Genomic DNA, 16742 nt, shown 5'->3' with positions numbered 1-16742 from the left:
ACTTTAAGCTCAAGTGGCTAGCTTCGTGGTCAGTTCGCTTCCGATCGCCTGAATGGACTCGATAATGTGCTCGAACTTGCCCGGATCGGCGCTGACAAGAGCGGTCACGCAGGTAATGCCGATCGACGCGACGGGAACACCGTCCGTGTTGAAAATCGGCCTCGCCACGCATGTCAACCCTTCATGGGTCTCGTTAGCGTCGATCGCATAACCGCGCTGGCGGGTTACCGTTAGGTTAATCCGAAGATCGTCGGCATTCGTAATCGTGCTTTTGGTATGCTGGACGAATTCGAGGTTCTTGATGAGGGATTCCCGCTGTTCCTGCGGCAGGAAAGCAAGGATGGCCTTGCCGACGGCCGAGCTATAGAGGGGTTCCAGCACGCCTATGACGTGGCGAATGGAGATGATCGAGTCCGACAACGCAAAATCCGCCAGCAGGACGCGGTCATTGACGAAAAGACCGAGATGCGTCGTCTGCCGGGTTATGCTTGCCAGGCGCTGCAACTGCTCATGAAAGGAATCGATAATGCGTGTCTTTTCCCGCAGGCGCGACGCCCAGTAATAGACCCGCCCGCCCACATCATATTCCTTGGTCGTAGCGTCCTTGCGTAAAAACCCGGCATGTTCGAGTGTCTGGAGAAAGCGGAAGGCAGAGGCACGGTCCATATCGAACCGACGAATGATATCGGAAAGCTTCAAGGGACCGGGAGACTCGATGATCTCGTCGAGAATACGCAAGCCCTTTTCAAGACTCTGGATATGGCCCGGTAGTGTTTCGCCTTCGCGCGCAACTTTCACGGCCGTATCCAAGCATCCATCTCCACACTGTTGTTTAATGTGAAAACAAATATGACTTTAGCGCCGCATTGTCAAACGGCATAGTCTTATAGGCGGCACGTGTGCTCGCGAGACAAATCCAGCGTCTCTGCGAATTTGAAGCCGTTCTTAGAGGCGATCGACGACCCCTTCGGCCGACATCAGGTTGCGGGGCTGCCGCGTGTGATCTCCGCAATTACGGTCGTTTGGGTCCTTAACGCCTTCACCTGCGCGCCAGCCTATGGGCCCAGTGCCCTTCCATTCGCCAATCGAAATGGAGCGCGTGTTCCGGTTGCGAGGGTGAGAGCGAGCATGTTCGCTGGCGTTAGATTACCGGCTTGCCCTTCTTGAGCACCACCAGAACAGCGAGCGTGGCGATTAGCAAGAGAAGGGTCGAGACGACGGCTATGGTTGGGTCGATCTGGTCGCGCAACAACGTGAACATCACTTTGGGCAACGTCGTGTACTCGCCGCTGGCGACGAACATTGCCACCACAACTTCATCCAGCGACGTAACGAAGGCAAGCAGGGAGGCCGCAGCGATTGAACCCGAAACCTGCGGTAGCACGACCTTCCGCCAAGCTTGCCAGCCCGTCGCGCCCAGGCTACGGGCTGCTTTCTGCTGAGTGAAGTCGAACTGGCTGAAGGCTGCACTCATGACGACGAAAACGACCGGTATGGCAAGCGCGACATGGCCGAGGACGAGACCTGAAAGGCTCCCGACCATGCCAATGCGCGCAAGCACGAAGAACAAGCCGATGGCGATGAGGATTGCCGGAATGATTGCGGGCAGTACGATCAGCGCGCTGACCATGATGCGCATTCGCGCGCTGAGCGACATCACGCCATATGCGGCGGCGATGCCGATCGGCACGGAAAGCGCGGTCGTCAACACACCCACCACCAGTGAAGCCCGGCTGGCATCCATCCATGTCAGCGAGGAAAAGAAATGCTGATACCAGCGAAGGGACAGTTCGGTAGGCGGGAACTGGAGAAAGTCCGATGCTGAAAATGACATCGGCACGACGATGAGCGATGGCCCCGACATGAACACGGCAAGCGCAATCGCCCCGGTCCATTTCAGCAGCGTCAGCCAACGGCTGGTTCCAAAACCGTCAAGCATTTGCCACCGCCTTTCCTGGAGCCCGCAGCCAGGCCTGCAGAGCATAACTGAATGCAAACAAAAGCGCCGTGAACACGAGCAGCACGACGCCAAGAGCGCTAGCTGCCCCCCAATTGGCATAGTTCGACAAGCTTCTGGCTATTCGCATGGAAACGACAGTCACATTGCCACCGCCGAGAATTGCAGGCGTGACATAGAAGCCAAGGCTCATGACGAAGACGAGGATTGCACCCGCGGTGATCCCCGGCGCCGCCAGGGGCAGGAAAACCCTGCGAAACGTATAGCTGCGGGAGGCGCCCATACTAGCCGATGCCCGCATAACAGCAGGGTCGATACTGCGCATCGCGCCGAGAACAGGCAGAAGGAAGATCGGTAGCATGATGTGGACCATGCCGAGAACCGTGGCAAACGCGTTGAAGGCCAGGGGCAATGGCGACTCGATTATACCAAGCGATATCAGCGTGGAATTGACCATTCCGGTTCGCTGCAGGAGGACTAACCAAGCATAGGCGCGAACCAGAAGGGACGTCCAGAACGGCAGAAGGATTGCGACCAGAAACCAGGTCTGCTGCCGTGCAGGTAGTTGATTGATAAATGCGCCGAAAGGAACGCCGATCAGCACGCAGAGAACAACGGTTGCGAGGCTCACCTGGAAGGTCGTGATGAAGATTCGCGTATAACTGGCGCTTGCGGTCAGCCGTTCATAATTTTCCAGGCTAAGCGTTCCGTCCGCGCCAAAAGCGGACAGCCAGAACAGCCACGCACAGGGAATGATCACACAGATCAGCACGATCAGGAGGCAGGGTAGGACAAAGCCGAACGACACCAAGCGTTCCTGTTGCGCGTCGCGTGCAAGCCTTACGGTGTTGTCGTCAAAGGCCGGGGTGTTTTGCGAAGCCGTCGACATGAACCCTCCTAAAGGACGTGCAAGAGATCTCGGCGTACGTGCAACTTCACGTCGCTGCCGACGGACAGGGCATGCACCGCATCTATGAAATGTTTCTGAGCCCGAGCCAAGATTTGCTCGCCGTTCGGCAGGGCCACCTGCAGGAGCCAGCTATCGCCTTGAAACACGATGCCCCGCAACAATCCAGACAGGGAAAGCCAAGCTGCAGGATCGCCCGTAGAGGCGAGGCAAAGGTCTTCGCTGCGGATCATGAGCATCGACCCTGAGCCACCCAGCGATCCTATCTCACTGATGATCCCGTTCGACGGCTCGTCCAGTCTGACGATCACAGCTTCGCCGATGAACCGGGCCACGAATTCCGTCTTCGGGCGACGGTAGATCATTTCCGGCGTATCGAGCTGAACGATATGGCCCTTGTCCATGACCGCGACACGGTCGGCAATCGTCATCGCCTCCCGCTGATCATGCGTGACATAAAGCGTGGTGATGGAAAGCTTGGTATGCAACTCGCGAATTTCTATTTGCATTTCTTCGCGCAACGTCTTGTCCAGTGCCGAAAGCGGCTCGTCCATCAGCAGTACGTTCGGCTCGAAGACGATCGCACGCGCCAGCGCTACGCGCTGCCGCTGTCCGCCAGACAGCGCACTGATCTTGCGGTCGCCAAACCCGGCAAGTTTGACGGTCTCCAGCGCCGCCTCCGCTCGCGCCCGCGAGTCCGCCACGGCAATGCCCCGGACATTGAGCGGGAACATGACATTGGAAAGCACATCGAGATGCGGGAACAGCGCGTAGCTTTGAAACACCACGCCAAAACCACGCTTGTTTGCCGGGAAGCGAACAATGTCCTCTCCGGCAAAATGGATGCTGCCCTTTTCCGGACGAATGAATCCCGCAACTGCCATCAGAAGAGTGCTCTTTCCCGACCCAGAAGGGCCGAGAATGCTGATCAGTTCGCCGGCCTTCACAGAAACACTGACATTGTCCAGCGCCCGAAAGTTGCCATAGCTCTTCGAAATACTGTTAATTTCCATAGGTTTGGCAGAACGATGGGTCATGTCGGCTGTTCGGTCATCCATTGAAGAATTGGCAGGTTTTCGCGGGTGAAGATTCACTCCGTCATCATATCCTCGAACAAGGTCTGGATCTTGTCGTTGTTCTTCGCCCACCAGTCCACATCCTGCACAATCATGCTTTGCGCATTCTTCGGGTTGGTCGGCAGAACCGCGGCCGTCGCCGGCTCGATCAATCCCGTTTCATAAGCACCCATATTGACCGGGCCATAGGACACGAATTTCGTCAAGCCCGCCTGGGACTCCGCGCTGGACATCTCCTTAAGCATCTGCATCGCAGCATCCTTGTTCGGGGAACCTTTTGGGATGGCGAAGCAATCATAAGCGAGAATGGCCTGGTTGTAGGTGAAGTCGACACTGCCACCGTCCTTCTTGGCGGTTTCGAAGCGCCCGTTCCACCCCGTCGTCATATCGACCTCGCCGTCTCTCATCAGCTGGCCGTGCTGGGCACCCGAAGACCACCAGACGGCGATGTTCGGCTTGAGCGTCGCGATCTTGTCGATAGCGCGCGTCATGCCTTCGTCAGTGGCAAGAACCGCGTAAAGATCCTTTGCTGCCACGCCGTCCGCCAGAAGCGCCATTTCAACCTGCGCCTCCGCGTTGGACCGCATCGCGCGGCGTCCGGGGAATTTGGACGTATCCCAGAAATCCGCCCAGCTCGCTGGCGACGGCTCCTTGTAGGTCTTTGTGTTCCACGCCATCACGGCGGCATAACCATACGCGCCGACACAAAACGGCGCGGCCGTGCCGGGCAGGAATTTCGAGGAATCAATGGTCTTGTAGTCCAGCGGCTCGAGCATGCCTTCCGCACCCGCGATGGCAGCCTCGTAACCACTCATCATGATGATATCGGTTTTCAACGCATTTGCGCCGACTTCCAGCCGCAGCACATCCAGAGCCTTATCGGCGGTTTCTTCCTTGACCGCGAAACTGAGCTTCTTGGCAGCCGGCCCCCAGAGAACCGCCCGACCGCCCTCCTGCACCGCACCCCCAGGACTGTTGATGACGAGAGTCACATCCTGAGCAAATGCAGCGCTGGCAAAGGCGATCAGGGCGCTGGTCAGATAAATGGTACGGCGCATTAAAGTCTCCCGCGTTTGGGCCAGCAGAGCACTGGCAATGGAATTCCCCGAGTTGTCCTAAAAACAACATTTTTATTTATCGCACACTAAACGCTGGGATTTTGGCGAGGTCAAGCGCAAACTTCATATTTATTTCCTCATATAGAAATTTTTGTATCGCATAGAACAACACGCTTGCTTGTGCCCGCGTTTGGCCTTACTCGTCTCATCAGGATGTGAGGGCTGAATATTCATGAACAATCGCGGGAAAGAGGCAGCGCTGGTTAATCTGGCATTTCGGGTAGACGATCTGGCCGAAGCTGAAGTGTTCATCGAACAAACGCCCGGTTGGACCATGAACGCGCGCCACGAGATCGACGGCGACATCTTTTTTGAGGCCAGCTTTGGTGGTGTGAAGGTCAACTTCTTCAAGGCGGCCCTTTACGACACACCTTCAGTACTGCCCGCGCTGGGCTTTCTTCATGTAAGCTATGGCGTTCCTGACCTTGCAAGCATGCTCGAAGAAGATGCCTGGTCGAAGGCGTTGATCTGGGGACCGCAAGTCATCAGCGGTGGCTTTGGAACGCGCAAGATAGCTTTCTTCGAACCCCTGCCCGGCTGCCGTATAGAACTTATGGAGGAAATGTGATGTGGAACGAAGACATCGTCCGGCGCCTTGCAACGGCCGGTGCTGCCACCGTGTACGAAGCCTACGGTCGAAAGGGCAATCTCGACCCTACGGTTTCCCGCATAAGCTCATCGCGTCAAATCGCAGGTCCCGCTTTCTGTGTGGTCTGTACACGCGGCGACAATCTTGCTTTGCATCGTGCCGTGGCCGAGGCGCACGAGGGTGATATTCTAGTGGTGGCGGGCCATGGAGATTGTTGCGGTTACCTCGGCGACATCCTTGCCGAAGCCGCCGCCGTCCGCGGCATTGCAGGTATTGTTGTCGACGGGTTCGTCCGCGACCGCGCCGAACTGCAAAAGCTGGATTTCCCCGTCTGGGCTCGCGGCCTGTCGATAAAGGGCGCAACGAAAACCAGTCCCGGCCAAATCGGCATCGCCATGGATTGCGCAGGCGTGAGGATCGAACAGGGAGACCTGATCGTCGCCGATGACGACGGCGTCACCTGCGTTGCAAAATCTGATGTGCCTACAGTAATTGGGGGTGTGCAGCAGCGGCTTGAGCAGGAGATCGACGTCCGCTCCAAACTTAGGCTGGGGGCGTTAACGCTCGATCTCCTCGATCTGCGGAAATATTGCTGATCCTCTCCGCGCAGACCAACTCAGTTCGCAGAAAGCATCTGTATCCAGATTGTGGAACCTGTACTCGAAACGGCTCAAGGCCATCCGTGCGCAGATACCGCGAGATCCACGTCCTCCGCCGTGCTGAGCGCCAACCGGCCCGATACCAATCCTGTCGCGGGATTGACGATATCCTGTGTGTCGTCAGTGGACGGATTGACCCAAGCGCCGCTGATATAGTTCTTCGAAATGTCTCGCATGACAGTTCCCTTCTGGTCCGGTTCACTACGCGCCGGAAAGCTATCGGTCGCCCGCCCGATGAAGCCGTCGAGAGCACGGCGAACAGACATGACGACGCGCGGCTGGCGACCGATCGCGTTGCGGAGATCCTCGCCTCGCGGGCCGCCAACCTCAATCGACTCCCGCAACCCGACTAGCCGGCTCTCGCCAGGTGGAGCGGCTCGCTCGAGCGGCACAGGCAAAACCATTGGGCTCAAGAGTGTCGCGCGCCCCAAAACAAAAAGGCTGCCGTCGAGACCAGCTCGACGGCAGCAAGGCCCCCCAGAGGCGGGGAACAGGTATTTCGCGATCTTTGTCCTGCAAATCAGCGGTTTTCCCGAAGGAAGAACCGTTCAGACCGTCGATAGAATCACGCCTTCGATTTCACACTGCGTCGCTGAGAACCTTCATCACCGCCCAGTCCTGCACGGCAACACCCACGGACTTGAAAACCGATCTATCCGTTCGCCGCGGTGGCGCAAGCACACCTTTACCAAGGGGGATGAGATTAGCGGCCTTCAGAATTCCCGAGCGAAGCGCCGTCACGATCTCGCCGGCCTCGGCCATGCAGGCCTCTGCATTATCGATATAGGCGGTGCAGCCGCCTAGCACTTTTCCTCGCGGATAAGTGAGGCTGCGCCCATTTGAGGCCCGGCTCGGCGGCCGTCGCAACCATGGAGTTCTCTAGGCTCAGGACCCATTGATTTGCAGAAACGGCTGTGATTCAGGCTGGCGTATAGGAGTCTGACTGATGAGCAATTTGTTTTTGGCTGACCGACGAGCAAATGGCTCGTCTTCAGCCCTATTTTCCCAAGAGCCATGGTCGCCAGCGCGTTGATGATCGACGCGTTCTGAGCGGCATCATCTTCGTCAACCGCAACGGGCTCAGGTGGTGCGATGCGCCGAAGGAGTATGGCCCGGCGAAGACGCTTTATAACCGCTGGAAACGCTGGGGCGATAAAGGCATCTTTATCCAGATGATGGACGGCCTGGCCGTGCCCGAAGCTGCAGAGCACAAGACGATCATGATCGACGCGACCTATCTGAAGGCCCACCGCACGGCTTCCAGCCTGCGGGTAAAAAAGGGGGCGCGGGCCGCCTGATTGGGCGCACGAAAGGCGGCATGAACACCAAGCTTCATGCCGTAACGGATGCGAGTGGCCGCCCGATCCGTTTCTTCATAACGGCCGGTCAGGTCAGCGATTACACCGGTGCTGCCGCCTTGCTTGATGAGCTTCCCCAGGCCAAATGGCTACTGGCCGACCGTGGCTATGATGCCGACTGGTATCGTGACGCTTTACAGGCGAAGGGGATCACTCCCTGCATTCCGGGTAGGAAATCCCGCAACAAGACCATCAAATACGACAAACGGCGTTACAAACGGCGCAACCGGATCGAGATCATGTTCGGGCGTCTCAAAGACTGGCGGCGTGTCGCGACGCGCTATGACAGGTGCCCAATGGCCTTCCTCTCCGCCATCGCTCTCGCTGCAACCGTTATCTTCTGGCTCTGATCAACGAGTCCTGAGCCTAGGGTAGATAGTTAACTGACACAGTGCAGATGACGCTTGCGGAAACGAATGGATCGCACTGCTCGTACAGGAATCTGTTCGCTGCGACTCTCGCACCGGGCCTAGTCTTCGCCTTCGACTATTTCCGTCACTAATTCGGCCGCCTTCACAATGCGGTCCTTTCTGTCGAACACGATACCAGCGATGGTGGATTGACGAACGTTCAGCCTCCCGTCGCCGTCAACACCGTGTTCGTCCAAGATGGTCTGTATCCTCAACTTACGGCCGGATTTGATCTCGAAACCCTCCTGAGTAACCCGCACGAAGTGCCGATTGTTGGTCGAGTAAAGACTCCAGCGACTATCCGCTTCATATCCGGCATAACCGTAATGCCAGACCAAAAAGTACTTATCTTGCGGCACCCCAGCCAGTTCCAAGACTGCGCGGACATAAGGGTCGGAGTAGTAACTGCTCAGCCGCGTTTGCTCCATCATACAAAGGTCGAAGCCCATCTTGTAGCTCGACGAAATAAAAATGCCGCTCTTCCCCGAGCGCATGACCGGGTATTTCGTCATATAGTAGCGCCAATCGTATTTCTTCGACGCCACAGCCTCCCGCAGATAATCTTCCGAAATCTTGCGGAGGGCCGCTTCAATATCGACGAGCCCTTCGTCGTGAACTGCGTCTAACAGTTTCGTAAGCGTAGCCTTGGTATTATCGACCCCCGGTCTGCTCCGCGCAACGAAGAGGTCGCGCCAGACGCTCGTAAGAGATGGACTTGCGAACTGAAAACGGTCGCCAGCAATCTTCTGCGAGTAGTCACCGCACGCCAGAAATGCTTGCGATACCTGCTCGTACGACGTTTTTCCCGAAAAAATAGCGTCGAACGCGCGGGCGCGTCGAATGAATACCCGCTCGTCTACATTCAAGTCAAACATCGCGAGATTGCCTCGAAGAAGATCATGATCCTCCAATCGGTACATTGTCTCACCTAGTTCGACCGATCGATTTGCCGACAGAAAAGAAGCTTTTGCGACTTCTTCCTCGACCTGCGCTCGATTGAAGCTCTTGAGCGCCGCCAGATGTCCGCTGACAATATAGGCAGAGACTTCGTCGAGAAGCGGGCGGATAATCTCGACGCGAATTTCGTTTTGGGATGCGAAGATTACGTTCCGTAGGCAACGCATCCTCTCGTTTAGTTCGTCTCGCGAAGGCCTGGAATCGGTGACGATGTACTCGATGACCGCATGAAGCAGGAGAGTTCTCGGCAAGCTGAAAGCTCGGTTACGTCCTTGGGTTAGCCCGTAGCTTCTGCAGCAGTCCTCGAGGAGATTAACGTCGCCGAAGATAGTGACGGTGCCTGCCCTGTGTTCGTCATTCGCGAACAGCTTTTGAAACCAATTATCGATGTCCGACATCGTCGTCGCAAAAGCGAACTCCGCATGGAGGCCGTCCAGCACTGAGAACAGGCCATCCTGGGCAGCAAGCGTGACTTCTGTTTCGGGACCTCCGTAGATCGCCTTGGCAGTCGCTTCTAGATCCTCGTCCGCGGGACGGCCATCAAGGCCCTGACGCCAAATCGTGATGTCGGTAATGAACCTAAAAAGGCGCAGGAACTCTTCGTCGGCATTGTCGTTCGCACCTCGAAAAGGCCAGATCAGATCCGCCCAGTCCTGATCTATCTTCTTAGCGAACTTTGCGTAGCGACCAGTTTGCTCGCGGGCCGGAGGCAATGCTTCCTCAAACTCTTTCAACACCTGTTCGAACTGCGCTTTAAAGTGCTCGAATTCCGTGAGTGGCTTCCCGCGCGAATTCATCTTGATGTAGAGCTCGTCGGTAAGTCCCATCTCCTCGAGCGAGAGGAGTTCGAACGTGATACTAGGGTTGCTCTCGGACGTCAGGCGGGTCCATGCGACAAGGCAGGATCCATCACTGACATCGGCGAACAATGCCTGGATGTCGTCGAGAACCACCAGCATGGATTGGATCGTGGGGTCCTTCCTCCACGAGCCGGCAAACCAATGCTGGTCCTGAAGCCATTCAGAGATCCGACAGTCGTTCAGTAAGGGGCAGATCGTTGCGAGCTTCGCGCAAAAGTCGCGCGACGAAAAGCGCGTGTGATAGGTGAATCGCTTGATAAAATCCCGCTCTTCATCGGAGACTCGACAGCGGACTGCCAAATACCAATGCAACAGGTACAGCGATGTCAGCCGCTGTTGCCCGTCTAGCGGAATAAAGCGCCCACCCTTGGTGTCTCCGTAAACGAAGTCCAAGCTGATTTCTTCCTCGCTCGTCAGTGCCTGCTTGAGGACATCAAGGAAGGATCGCCGTATCCGCTTGACCTCGATGTTCTGCCGTCCTTGGGCGAAGTCTCGTTGGATTATAGGGATCTCGATGATCTCGATATCCGAAGAACGAAGCATGTTGCGAAACGAGGTTTTGGTCATTGGGCACCAACCAGATACTGTCCTACGCCCCGATCCTTCGAGATCAATGCCTCCAAATAACTTTGCCTGTCTTCCCGGCTCCACAAATGCATTTGTTCGCTTCCAGCGTCGACGAAATACTTTAGGAAAACCTGCCTTGTGCAGATCGGTATGAACGCCCCGCTGCGGTCATAATCAATAACCTTCAATCTTTTCACGGCGAATGCTCGGTTGCCAAGACTGCTGTTGATGGGCCTGGAAAGAAGAGCAAGGTTGGCGATCCCTTGAATAGAGTCGTCATCGCCCTCCGGGCTGAGCAGAGTGGTCACCCTCCGCGAAAGCCTCGTGAATCTGCTTTCGGTCAGTTGGGAGGAGAGCGATTTCTCTACTTCTGAGATAACATTTTGTCTTTCGGACTCAGAAACTGGGTCTTCAAAGCGCACCTTCTCCAGCGCCGCTTTGCCATCTATTAGCCAATGACGCCATTCCTCGGCGGTGGTCAGCAGTTCGGCATTTTGAGCATGAATGTGTTCCAAAGACCATTTCTCAGACTTGTGAGCGTGGAAAGGATACCGCTCGGTCGAATGCTTGAGCCGCCTTACAGTCTCGACGTTGAACAGGAGCAGCACGCTCTCGCATTTCCGGGACCCGGTTTCATAGTTCAACTCCATGACGGCTGCCGGAGAGAGCCCGACTGAGCGGATTATCAACTGATCGACGGCGCGGCCGAAGGCCGACTTCGTCTTCTCCAGCTCAGAAAGATCCAGCAGCTGACGCAGAGAAGTCCCGGTCGTTATCAGATAGCCCAGCTTGTGATAGAGATCGCGGTCCTCGAACCATTCTCGGAGGACTTGGTAGCACTGGACGATTGTCGCCCACACACTCGTTGACTTCGCTTTGGCTCTTCCGTCCAATGCGTTCTTGAAATGCAGGAACGTGAAAAAGCGGTCTTTCTCATCTGGCCGGCGTTTCGCCATGAGATCGAACAAGAGTTCGATACGAGTCGGATAGTCCGCACCATCGCTATTGCTGAGAAAAGCCCAGAACTCCGGCTGCTGAAGGTCCTGTTCGATAGCGTCCCATTGCGACCCGATTTCTACTCGCCGCTGAAAATTGTGGGCGTCAAGATCCTTCGAAAGCAGCAGCGCCTTGACCAGTTCTGCATTGGTAAGGGGAATACGTCCGACGTTAAGGCGAATGAAGAGAGTGGTCGCATCGATGTTATCGGGTTCGTACCAGATAACGTAAACGAGGTTCTCGAGATAATCTAAGACCTTGAACGCTAGGAGTTTAGAGGGCGTAGCAAGGCGAGCCGCCGTCTCCGCAAACCAGCTCCTGATGCACTCGTAGGCCGCGTGCATATGGTAGAAATCAATGTTGTCGTTCATCCGCTCAGCATCGAGAGACCGCAGATACTCCCGGCTGGCTGGCCGCGTTTCGTACAAGAGGGAAAACCGGTGACCTGTGTCCACCCCGACTTCGGTGTTGAGATAGCGGTAGATCAAATAAAGCGTCGTTAGACGTTGCTGGCCGTCGATCAGCTCGTAAGCTCCTTCGCCAGCACGCCGTTTCACCACTATCGGCTGCAGACAGTAGTTGTCGGTTGGCGCGCGGCTGCCGTCTGCGTAAATGTCGCTGAGCAGAGCTTCAACTTCATGTCCCCCCCAGCGGTAACCCCGTTGATAGGCAGGAACGAAATACTCGCCTTCGATCCCGCCTTTTCCTCCGACTTTCTGAAGGCGTGGGCTTCGTACGGCGGTTTGTGTAAGTTCGTATGTGTCGGCTAGCACTAAAAACCTCGGGCAGCATAAGCTTGATTCGAGCGATCGGGTAACCATACGGGTTCGAAGACTTTTTACAATCTTAGGTAAAAGCGTCAGCATAAATCAACAGCGTGGCCGATGCGCGCAGTTGGAAGTATCGAGCGTTCAAGTGGTTCAAATCTAGAACCGCTACGGCACCGACGATGTGAGGCGGGTTTTATCCGTAAATATTTCGGCGGACGGTTTCAGTTAAACGCTTAGGCTGCAGGAATGGAAGATCTGGTACTGGCAGGCCGGCTGCTCCCCGATTCTGGCCCAACTGCGAATGCAGACACCTGATACGGCAGTCCGGAATTGGCCAAAGCTGCCGTAGCCCACGCTCTTGAACGGACTCGAACTAACGACTTGTTGTTCTACCTACGCTAACCCTCTGAAGTTGCTCACCGAGTGATGCCCTATTTCACCTAGCGGCGCGGTTACTAAGACACGTCGCCCCTTGTGACAGCGGCGGCAGGAGTACCGATCTGTGTTGCGATGTGGCTGAACCAGGATGTCGAGTACATCGCCGTCAGCGTCGATTGCCCGCCAGAGCCAGAATTTCTTGCCGCCGATCACAATGGCAGCCTCATCCATGTGCCACTTGTCATTCGGCTTTGGCCGGTTCCGGCGAATGCAGGTGGCAAAATGGCGGCCAAAACGATTGATCCAAAGACGAACGGTCTCCCGGCTGACGATCACGCCGCGCTCCGCTAGCAGATCCTCCACATCGGCCGTGCTCAGGGCAAAGCGATGGTAGGCCCAAACCGCATAAGCGACGATCTCACGCGGAAAACGAAAACCCTCAGACGGGGAAAAGCGCTCGGCAATTTCATCGTGCCTCGATACCTGCAACGCATGCCTCAAACAACTTGGCAATACCCCGCAAGCGTAGTCACCTGGGCCTCCATAGCGAACAAGTGCTCGGTCGTCGGCGGCGATCGCCACGGGCATACCTCTTCGTCAGCGTTGGCGGGGACCAAGGCAATCCAGATCTTGACGAGGATGAGGATCAGGCCTGCGATCGCTTTCAGGCGGCGGATGAATTCATCGTATTTCATGAGAACTCCTGGTTCACTCAGCGGTCCATCCGCTTCGGTTCTAGGAGCCTGCACGCGATCAGTGTGCTCTTCCACGCATTCCGGTTTCGCAAAGTATTGAAAATATGCAATTCTGCAGATCCCCGCGTCTGTGTGCATTTTCCACGTATTTTGTGCAGGAACTACAGAACTGTGCGAAACCGAGAAAGATTGCGCTCCTTGCTCGACATGGTAGAAAAACCGTCGGAGGCCGCGATGATGGAAAATAGGTTCGTACAGGTTAAGGTCGACGCTGCTCGTGTGGCGCTCAGCGCCTCCGAGCATTTTATCAAGGCAAACGGAAAGAAGACGATCGCCCTCGATGCAATCGTCGTGCTCGTCAAGCGCCGGCACGCCAGGACGCCATTCGCCAAGTCCCCTCCTCAGGACCGTTCAACGCTTCAACGCTGGTTTCAGGGTGATACGAAGAAAGGAGTCCCTCGGGATATTTGGAATTTCATCGAGACACTGCTCGGCGTCCCGGAGAATTCCTTGTGCTTCCATTTGGCCCGTTCGTTTCATTCAGACGAGGCCACACGTAGAATCGCCACGTCAACCGCGCTCGCCCGAAACCTCGCGAACCTCCAGGTGGCGATGTATCCGCGAAAGTCAAATTCCCTGTCTACCAGCCCCGATGTCGAGCAAACCATCTCGATCGAGACGACGGCTTATTTTGGACCTTCGCTGAACGACTGGACCGACTCCGCCGACGGCCGGACTTACTCCGGCAGCGTGCAGGTGAGATCGGCTTCACTTCAGCTGCATCTCGCGGACTCCGCGATCGTCGATGGGACCGACTTCCTCGGCGATCTCGGCATCGCCACCATCAACGGAAAGACGATCAACTGCATGGGCCCCGGGAGCGAAGGAGTCGCGTGTGCATGGAACATAAACGCCGAAGAGCCCGGAGCAACTCTTGCCGGTAAATTGCGGCTTGGAGAAATATGCCATGTCGAAGGCAGAATGCATCCTGAGGACAAGGTCACGATCTGTGTGCAGCCGAACGGGCTGGATGTCGTGAATGTAAGGGTGGACCATGGCGCAGTCGATGGTCCGAACGAAATCAGGTCGCAGATCAGGAGGCGACTTCTCGAAAAGGCGCTGCGCAGAAGCCTGGAAGCAGAGGATGGCGCAGACACCGTGCTTTGCCAGGCAAAACTTTGGGACTGACCTGACATGGATATCCCGACCCGGTTCAAGACCAAACTTCGCAGACTTGAAGCTTCCAGGTGCGATGACTGGATCTCCTGCCTCCTGGAGATTGGTGAAGATCCCCATACCTTCTTCGAGCACAGCGATTGGAGAAGCGTAGATTTCTCCATGTCCGACATGCGGGGAATTTCCTTCCGCGGCGCGGTCCTCGACGGCGCAAGGTTCCGCGCCGGCCATCTTTCGCGTGAACAGCGCAAGGCCGCTCGATCGGCAAAGGGCGTCGTGGAGGTTAAAGAGGATGAGCACCCGTTATCCGATCGCGACTACCGTGTGGAACACGGCTTGATACGTCCGGAAGTGCTGCGTGCCGCTGATTTCCTGAGAGCAAGAAAGAGTATCGTACTGATTGGACCGCCGGGTTCGGGAAAGACCTTCGCACTGCAGTTCCTGACGAAGAGTGCCCAGTGTGTGCGCGTGATAGGGGAGAATTGGCGTCGTCGGTCATCAAGGGGCGGCCTCGCGGCGACACTGTGTCGGGAGGCACTGTCCCACGGCTGGGAGGGCGTGGATCAGCGCAGGCTGGAAAGATATGCCAGCCGCGAGGAGTTGAACGGGAACTTCGATGAGGTTCCCGGCAAAGCAGAGCGCGCTCTTGTAAACGCGATGATCAAGGCATTCGCCATCAATAACCAGGGTGGCATTCTTGCGATCGATGATCTTTCGCAATTCCGTTTGTCGGACATGGCACTTCTGCTCCGGGCTGCCCGTAGAAACAGAGTTCAGCTGGTCATGACAGCCGGTACGAACAAGTTCCGCCTCGACGCCTCACCCGCGCTGGCTTCGGAGGTGCGCAAGGGAAACTTATGCCTGGTCGATCTCTACCCTCTTGATGCTGAAGCGGTGAGCGATGTTCTTGCCGTCTTCGGTCATGACAAGGCCACCTGTTACTCTGCTGGCAAAGCATTGGAAGGTCTAGGCTATGAACTCGCCATAGAGGTTGCGACGTCCCTCAAGAGAAACGACATCAGCGCTCACCTCGATCGTCTGGTGATGTCAATTATAGCAGACAAGTCGAAGGCTGAAGGCGCGATGGAAGATCGGCAGGACATCCTGAATCGCCTGACAAGCCGGAAAGACTCTTCTCTCTCGCGCGATCAGATCGTTGGCGAAGGCATTCGTGCCAAACCTCTGCTCGCTGCGTTGGAGCACCTGCTCCGGTCCGGAATTGTGAGAGAGAATATTCGTGAGAAAAAGATCACTTTCGCCGCGCACTGCCTCGAGGACCGATGGCGGCATTTTCATACCAGTCGCCTGATCGGGACCGTGAAGTGGTTCGATCAGAAGAAAGGGTATGGCTTTATCAAGCCTGACAACCAGGACAAAGACATCTTTGTTGGTATCCGTGCGATCGAGGAAATCGGCTTGGCTCGATTGAAAGATAATCAGCGTTTGTCATTCCAGATGATTGCCGACCGGAATGGAAAGCAGCAAGCCGGCCACATCATCCTGATCGGGTCCTGACAGACGATGCTTCCGCACTGCCGCAGTTCATATGCAGCTGCCACCTCGCGTCAACCTCAGGATACCAGCGCAACCAACGCCCGCGGGGAAAACCAAAAAATGCCGGGCTTGCACCCGGCATAGTTGGGCCTGCGGCCTTGGGAAGAGAATCGAACGGGTTTTCCGTAGAGGATCGGGCCTCGCACAGAGACACCAGCTCCTGAGGATTCAAAGACGCGAGCTCGGCTGCAGACCTCGACAAGCATAACTGTCGTGAGACAGCCCACCAGAACGCAAGCTCCAGATGCCCTTCCAAATGAATCCTGGCCTTGCATGCTCGACGACCGGCCGACGCGGAAGCCGTCGCAGGGCGCCACGCTGGATCAGCTTACGGAATTCATTCACGCAGGACTTTTCCGGGCCTTCTCCAGGCTCTATCGACGCTTTCAGACGGTCCACCTAGGCAATGCCGCCTACCTTGAAGCTCAGATAATGCCAAAGGTTCGAAACGCCCTCATCCTTAGAAAGGAGTCGTGCAAGGCGCTTCAGACCTACGAAAAGGAAAATCCGGAATTCACCACGAAAACATTCGAGGCACTCCAGTCACCTGAAAGCTTCGAAACGCACATGAAGGCGGTGGAAGACCAGCTCGACCGGATCTGCACCGAGCGACGCTCGTCGACAGACTGAGGATGAATTATGCCGGGAGCAAGGCATGGCGCCATTGAAAGCGTGAACCCATGAAGCAGGAGCCGCGGCGTCTGCGTCCGGTCTG

Annotated in this window: 15 protein-coding genes and 2 pseudogenes; 6 read left to right on the top strand and 11 right to left on the bottom strand. The window is 56.3% G+C overall.

Going from position 1 to position 16742, the window contains the following annotated elements:
* Positions 1-9: 9 nt before the first annotated feature.
* From ACOZK4_RS04075 to ACOZK4_RS04055, 5 genes are all read right to left on the bottom strand, one after another.
* Complete coding sequence (locus tag ACOZK4_RS04075; RefSeq protein ID WP_421590570.1) at positions 10-810, bottom strand: IclR family transcriptional regulator; 801 nt, start codon at positions 808-810, stop codon at positions 10-12.
* 331 nt (positions 811-1141) lie between these two features.
* Positions 1142-1939 carry an ABC transporter permease gene (locus tag ACOZK4_RS04070; protein ID WP_421590569.1) on the bottom strand — a complete coding sequence of 266 codons (798 nt, stop codon included), beginning with the start codon at positions 1937-1939 and terminating at the stop codon, positions 1142-1144.
* Positions 1932-2846: an ABC transporter permease gene (locus ACOZK4_RS04065; protein WP_421590567.1), complete on the bottom strand. Its 915-nt coding sequence runs from the start codon at positions 2844-2846 to the stop codon at positions 1932-1934. Before ACOZK4_RS04065 ends, ACOZK4_RS04070 begins: the two co-directional genes overlap by 8 nt.
* Positions 2847-2854: 8 nt before the next feature.
* A complete protein-coding gene (locus ACOZK4_RS04060; protein ID WP_421590565.1) occupies positions 2855-3901 on the bottom strand; it encodes an ABC transporter ATP-binding protein in 1047 nt (348 codons plus the stop codon).
* A 53-nt stretch (positions 3902-3954) separates the two neighbouring features.
* Entirely contained in the window at positions 3955-4998 is a 1044-nt protein-coding gene (locus ACOZK4_RS04055; protein ID WP_421590564.1) for an ABC transporter substrate-binding protein, read from the bottom strand.
* Positions 4999-5230: 232 nt separating this feature from the next.
* Here ACOZK4_RS04055 and ACOZK4_RS04050 point away from each other — a divergent pair, with 232 nt between their 5' ends.
* Both ACOZK4_RS04050 and ACOZK4_RS04045 read left to right on the top strand, forming a co-directional pair.
* Positions 5231-5626: a VOC family protein gene (locus ACOZK4_RS04050; RefSeq protein ID WP_421590563.1), complete on the top strand. Its 396-nt coding sequence runs from the start codon at positions 5231-5233 to the stop codon at positions 5624-5626.
* Positions 5626-6243, top strand: a complete 618-nt coding sequence (locus ACOZK4_RS04045) for a 4-carboxy-4-hydroxy-2-oxoadipate aldolase/oxaloacetate decarboxylase (RefSeq protein WP_421590562.1) — start codon at positions 5626-5628, stop codon at positions 6241-6243. The genes ACOZK4_RS04050 and ACOZK4_RS04045 overlap by 1 nt, the downstream gene beginning before the upstream one ends.
* A gap of 74 nt (positions 6244-6317) precedes the next feature.
* On the opposite strand, the gene ACOZK4_RS04040 is transcribed toward ACOZK4_RS04045, so the two are convergent.
* Together ACOZK4_RS04040 and ACOZK4_RS04035 are read right to left on the bottom strand one after the other, a co-directional pair.
* On the bottom strand, positions 6318-6650 hold the full coding sequence (locus ACOZK4_RS04040) for a hypothetical protein (RefSeq protein ID WP_421590561.1): 333 nt from the start codon (positions 6648-6650) through the stop codon (positions 6318-6320).
* Positions 6651-6885: 235 nt separating this feature from the next.
* Entirely contained in the window at positions 6886-7068 is a 183-nt protein-coding gene (locus ACOZK4_RS04035; protein ID WP_421590559.1) for a hypothetical protein, read from the bottom strand.
* A gap of 184 nt (positions 7069-7252) precedes the next feature.
* On the opposite strand from ACOZK4_RS04035, the pseudogene ACOZK4_RS04030 reads away from it, so the two are divergent.
* Positions 7253-8014 (top strand): annotated as a pseudogene (locus ACOZK4_RS04030) (IS5 family transposase).
* Positions 8015-8133: 119 nt separating this feature from the next.
* On the opposite strand, the gene ACOZK4_RS04025 reads toward ACOZK4_RS04030, so the two are convergent.
* The 4 genes and pseudogenes from ACOZK4_RS04025 to ACOZK4_RS04010 form a co-directional block, all read right to left on the bottom strand.
* On the bottom strand, positions 8134-10458 hold the full coding sequence (locus ACOZK4_RS04025; protein WP_421590557.1) for a GmrSD restriction endonuclease domain-containing protein: 2325 nt from the start codon (positions 10456-10458) through the stop codon (positions 8134-8136).
* Complete coding sequence (locus ACOZK4_RS04020; RefSeq protein ID WP_421590556.1) at positions 10455-12227, bottom strand: DUF262 domain-containing protein; 1773 nt, start codon at positions 12225-12227, stop codon at positions 10455-10457. The genes ACOZK4_RS04025 and ACOZK4_RS04020 overlap by 4 nt, the downstream gene beginning before the upstream one ends.
* Before the next feature lie 501 nt (positions 12228-12728).
* Positions 12729-13072: pseudogene (locus ACOZK4_RS04015) on the bottom strand (IS6 family transposase); the annotation flags it as partial.
* 27 nt (positions 13073-13099) lie between these two features.
* Positions 13100-13297, bottom strand: coding sequence for a hypothetical protein (locus tag ACOZK4_RS04010; RefSeq protein ID WP_421590555.1), 198 nt, complete (start codon positions 13295-13297; stop codon positions 13100-13102).
* Positions 13298-13495: 198 nt separating this feature from the next.
* Here ACOZK4_RS04010 and ACOZK4_RS04005 point away from each other — a divergent pair, with 198 nt between their 5' ends.
* The 3 genes from ACOZK4_RS04005 (at position 13496) to ACOZK4_RS03995 (ending at position 16657) form a co-directional block, all read left to right on the top strand.
* Entirely contained in the window at positions 13496-14485 is a 990-nt protein-coding gene (locus tag ACOZK4_RS04005) for a hypothetical protein (protein ID WP_421590554.1), read from the top strand.
* 1293 nt (positions 14486-15778) lie between these two features.
* Entirely contained in the window at positions 15779-15988 is a 210-nt protein-coding gene (locus tag ACOZK4_RS04000) for a cold-shock protein (protein WP_421590661.1), read from the top strand.
* 312 nt (positions 15989-16300) lie between these two features.
* Entirely contained in the window at positions 16301-16657 is a 357-nt protein-coding gene (locus ACOZK4_RS03995; protein WP_421590553.1) for a hypothetical protein, read from the top strand.
* Positions 16658-16742: the final 85 nt, after the last annotated feature.

The sequence above is a fragment of the Shinella sp. M27 genome (assembly GCF_049199905.1).
GTDB lineage: Bacteria > Pseudomonadota > Alphaproteobacteria > Rhizobiales > Rhizobiaceae > Shinella.
This window is presented reverse-complemented; position numbering and strand designations above follow the sequence as displayed.

Excerpts from the sequence above, each read along its gene's own strand:
- ACOZK4_RS04070 (WP_421590569.1), bottom strand. The coding sequence starts at position 1,939 with ATGCTTGACGGTTTTGGAACCAGCCGTTGGCTGACGCTGCTGAAATGG.
- ACOZK4_RS04065 (WP_421590567.1), bottom strand. The coding sequence starts at position 2,846 with ATGTCGACGGCTTCGCAAAACACCCCGGCCTTTGACGACAACACCGTA.
- ACOZK4_RS04060 (WP_421590565.1), bottom strand. The coding sequence starts at position 3,901 with ATGACCCATCGTTCTGCCAAACCTATGGAAATTAACAGTATTTCGAAG.
- ACOZK4_RS04055 (WP_421590564.1), bottom strand. The coding sequence starts at position 4,998 with ATGCGCCGTACCATTTATCTGACCAGCGCCCTGATCGCCTTTGCCAGC.
- ACOZK4_RS04050 (WP_421590563.1), top strand. The coding sequence starts at position 5,231 with ATGAACAATCGCGGGAAAGAGGCAGCGCTGGTTAATCTGGCATTTCGG.
- ACOZK4_RS04045 (WP_421590562.1), top strand. The coding sequence starts at position 5,626 with ATGTGGAACGAAGACATCGTCCGGCGCCTTGCAACGGCCGGTGCTGCC.
- ACOZK4_RS04035 (WP_421590559.1), bottom strand. The coding sequence starts at position 7,068 with ATGGCCGAGGCCGGCGAGATCGTGACGGCGCTTCGCTCGGGAATTCTG.
- ACOZK4_RS04025 (WP_421590557.1), bottom strand. The coding sequence starts at position 10,458 with ATGACCAAAACCTCGTTTCGCAACATGCTTCGTTCTTCGGATATCGAG.
- ACOZK4_RS04010 (WP_421590555.1), bottom strand. The coding sequence starts at position 13,297 with ATGAAATACGATGAATTCATCCGCCGCCTGAAAGCGATCGCAGGCCTG.
- ACOZK4_RS03995 (WP_421590553.1), top strand. The coding sequence starts at position 16,301 with ATGCTCGACGACCGGCCGACGCGGAAGCCGTCGCAGGGCGCCACGCTG.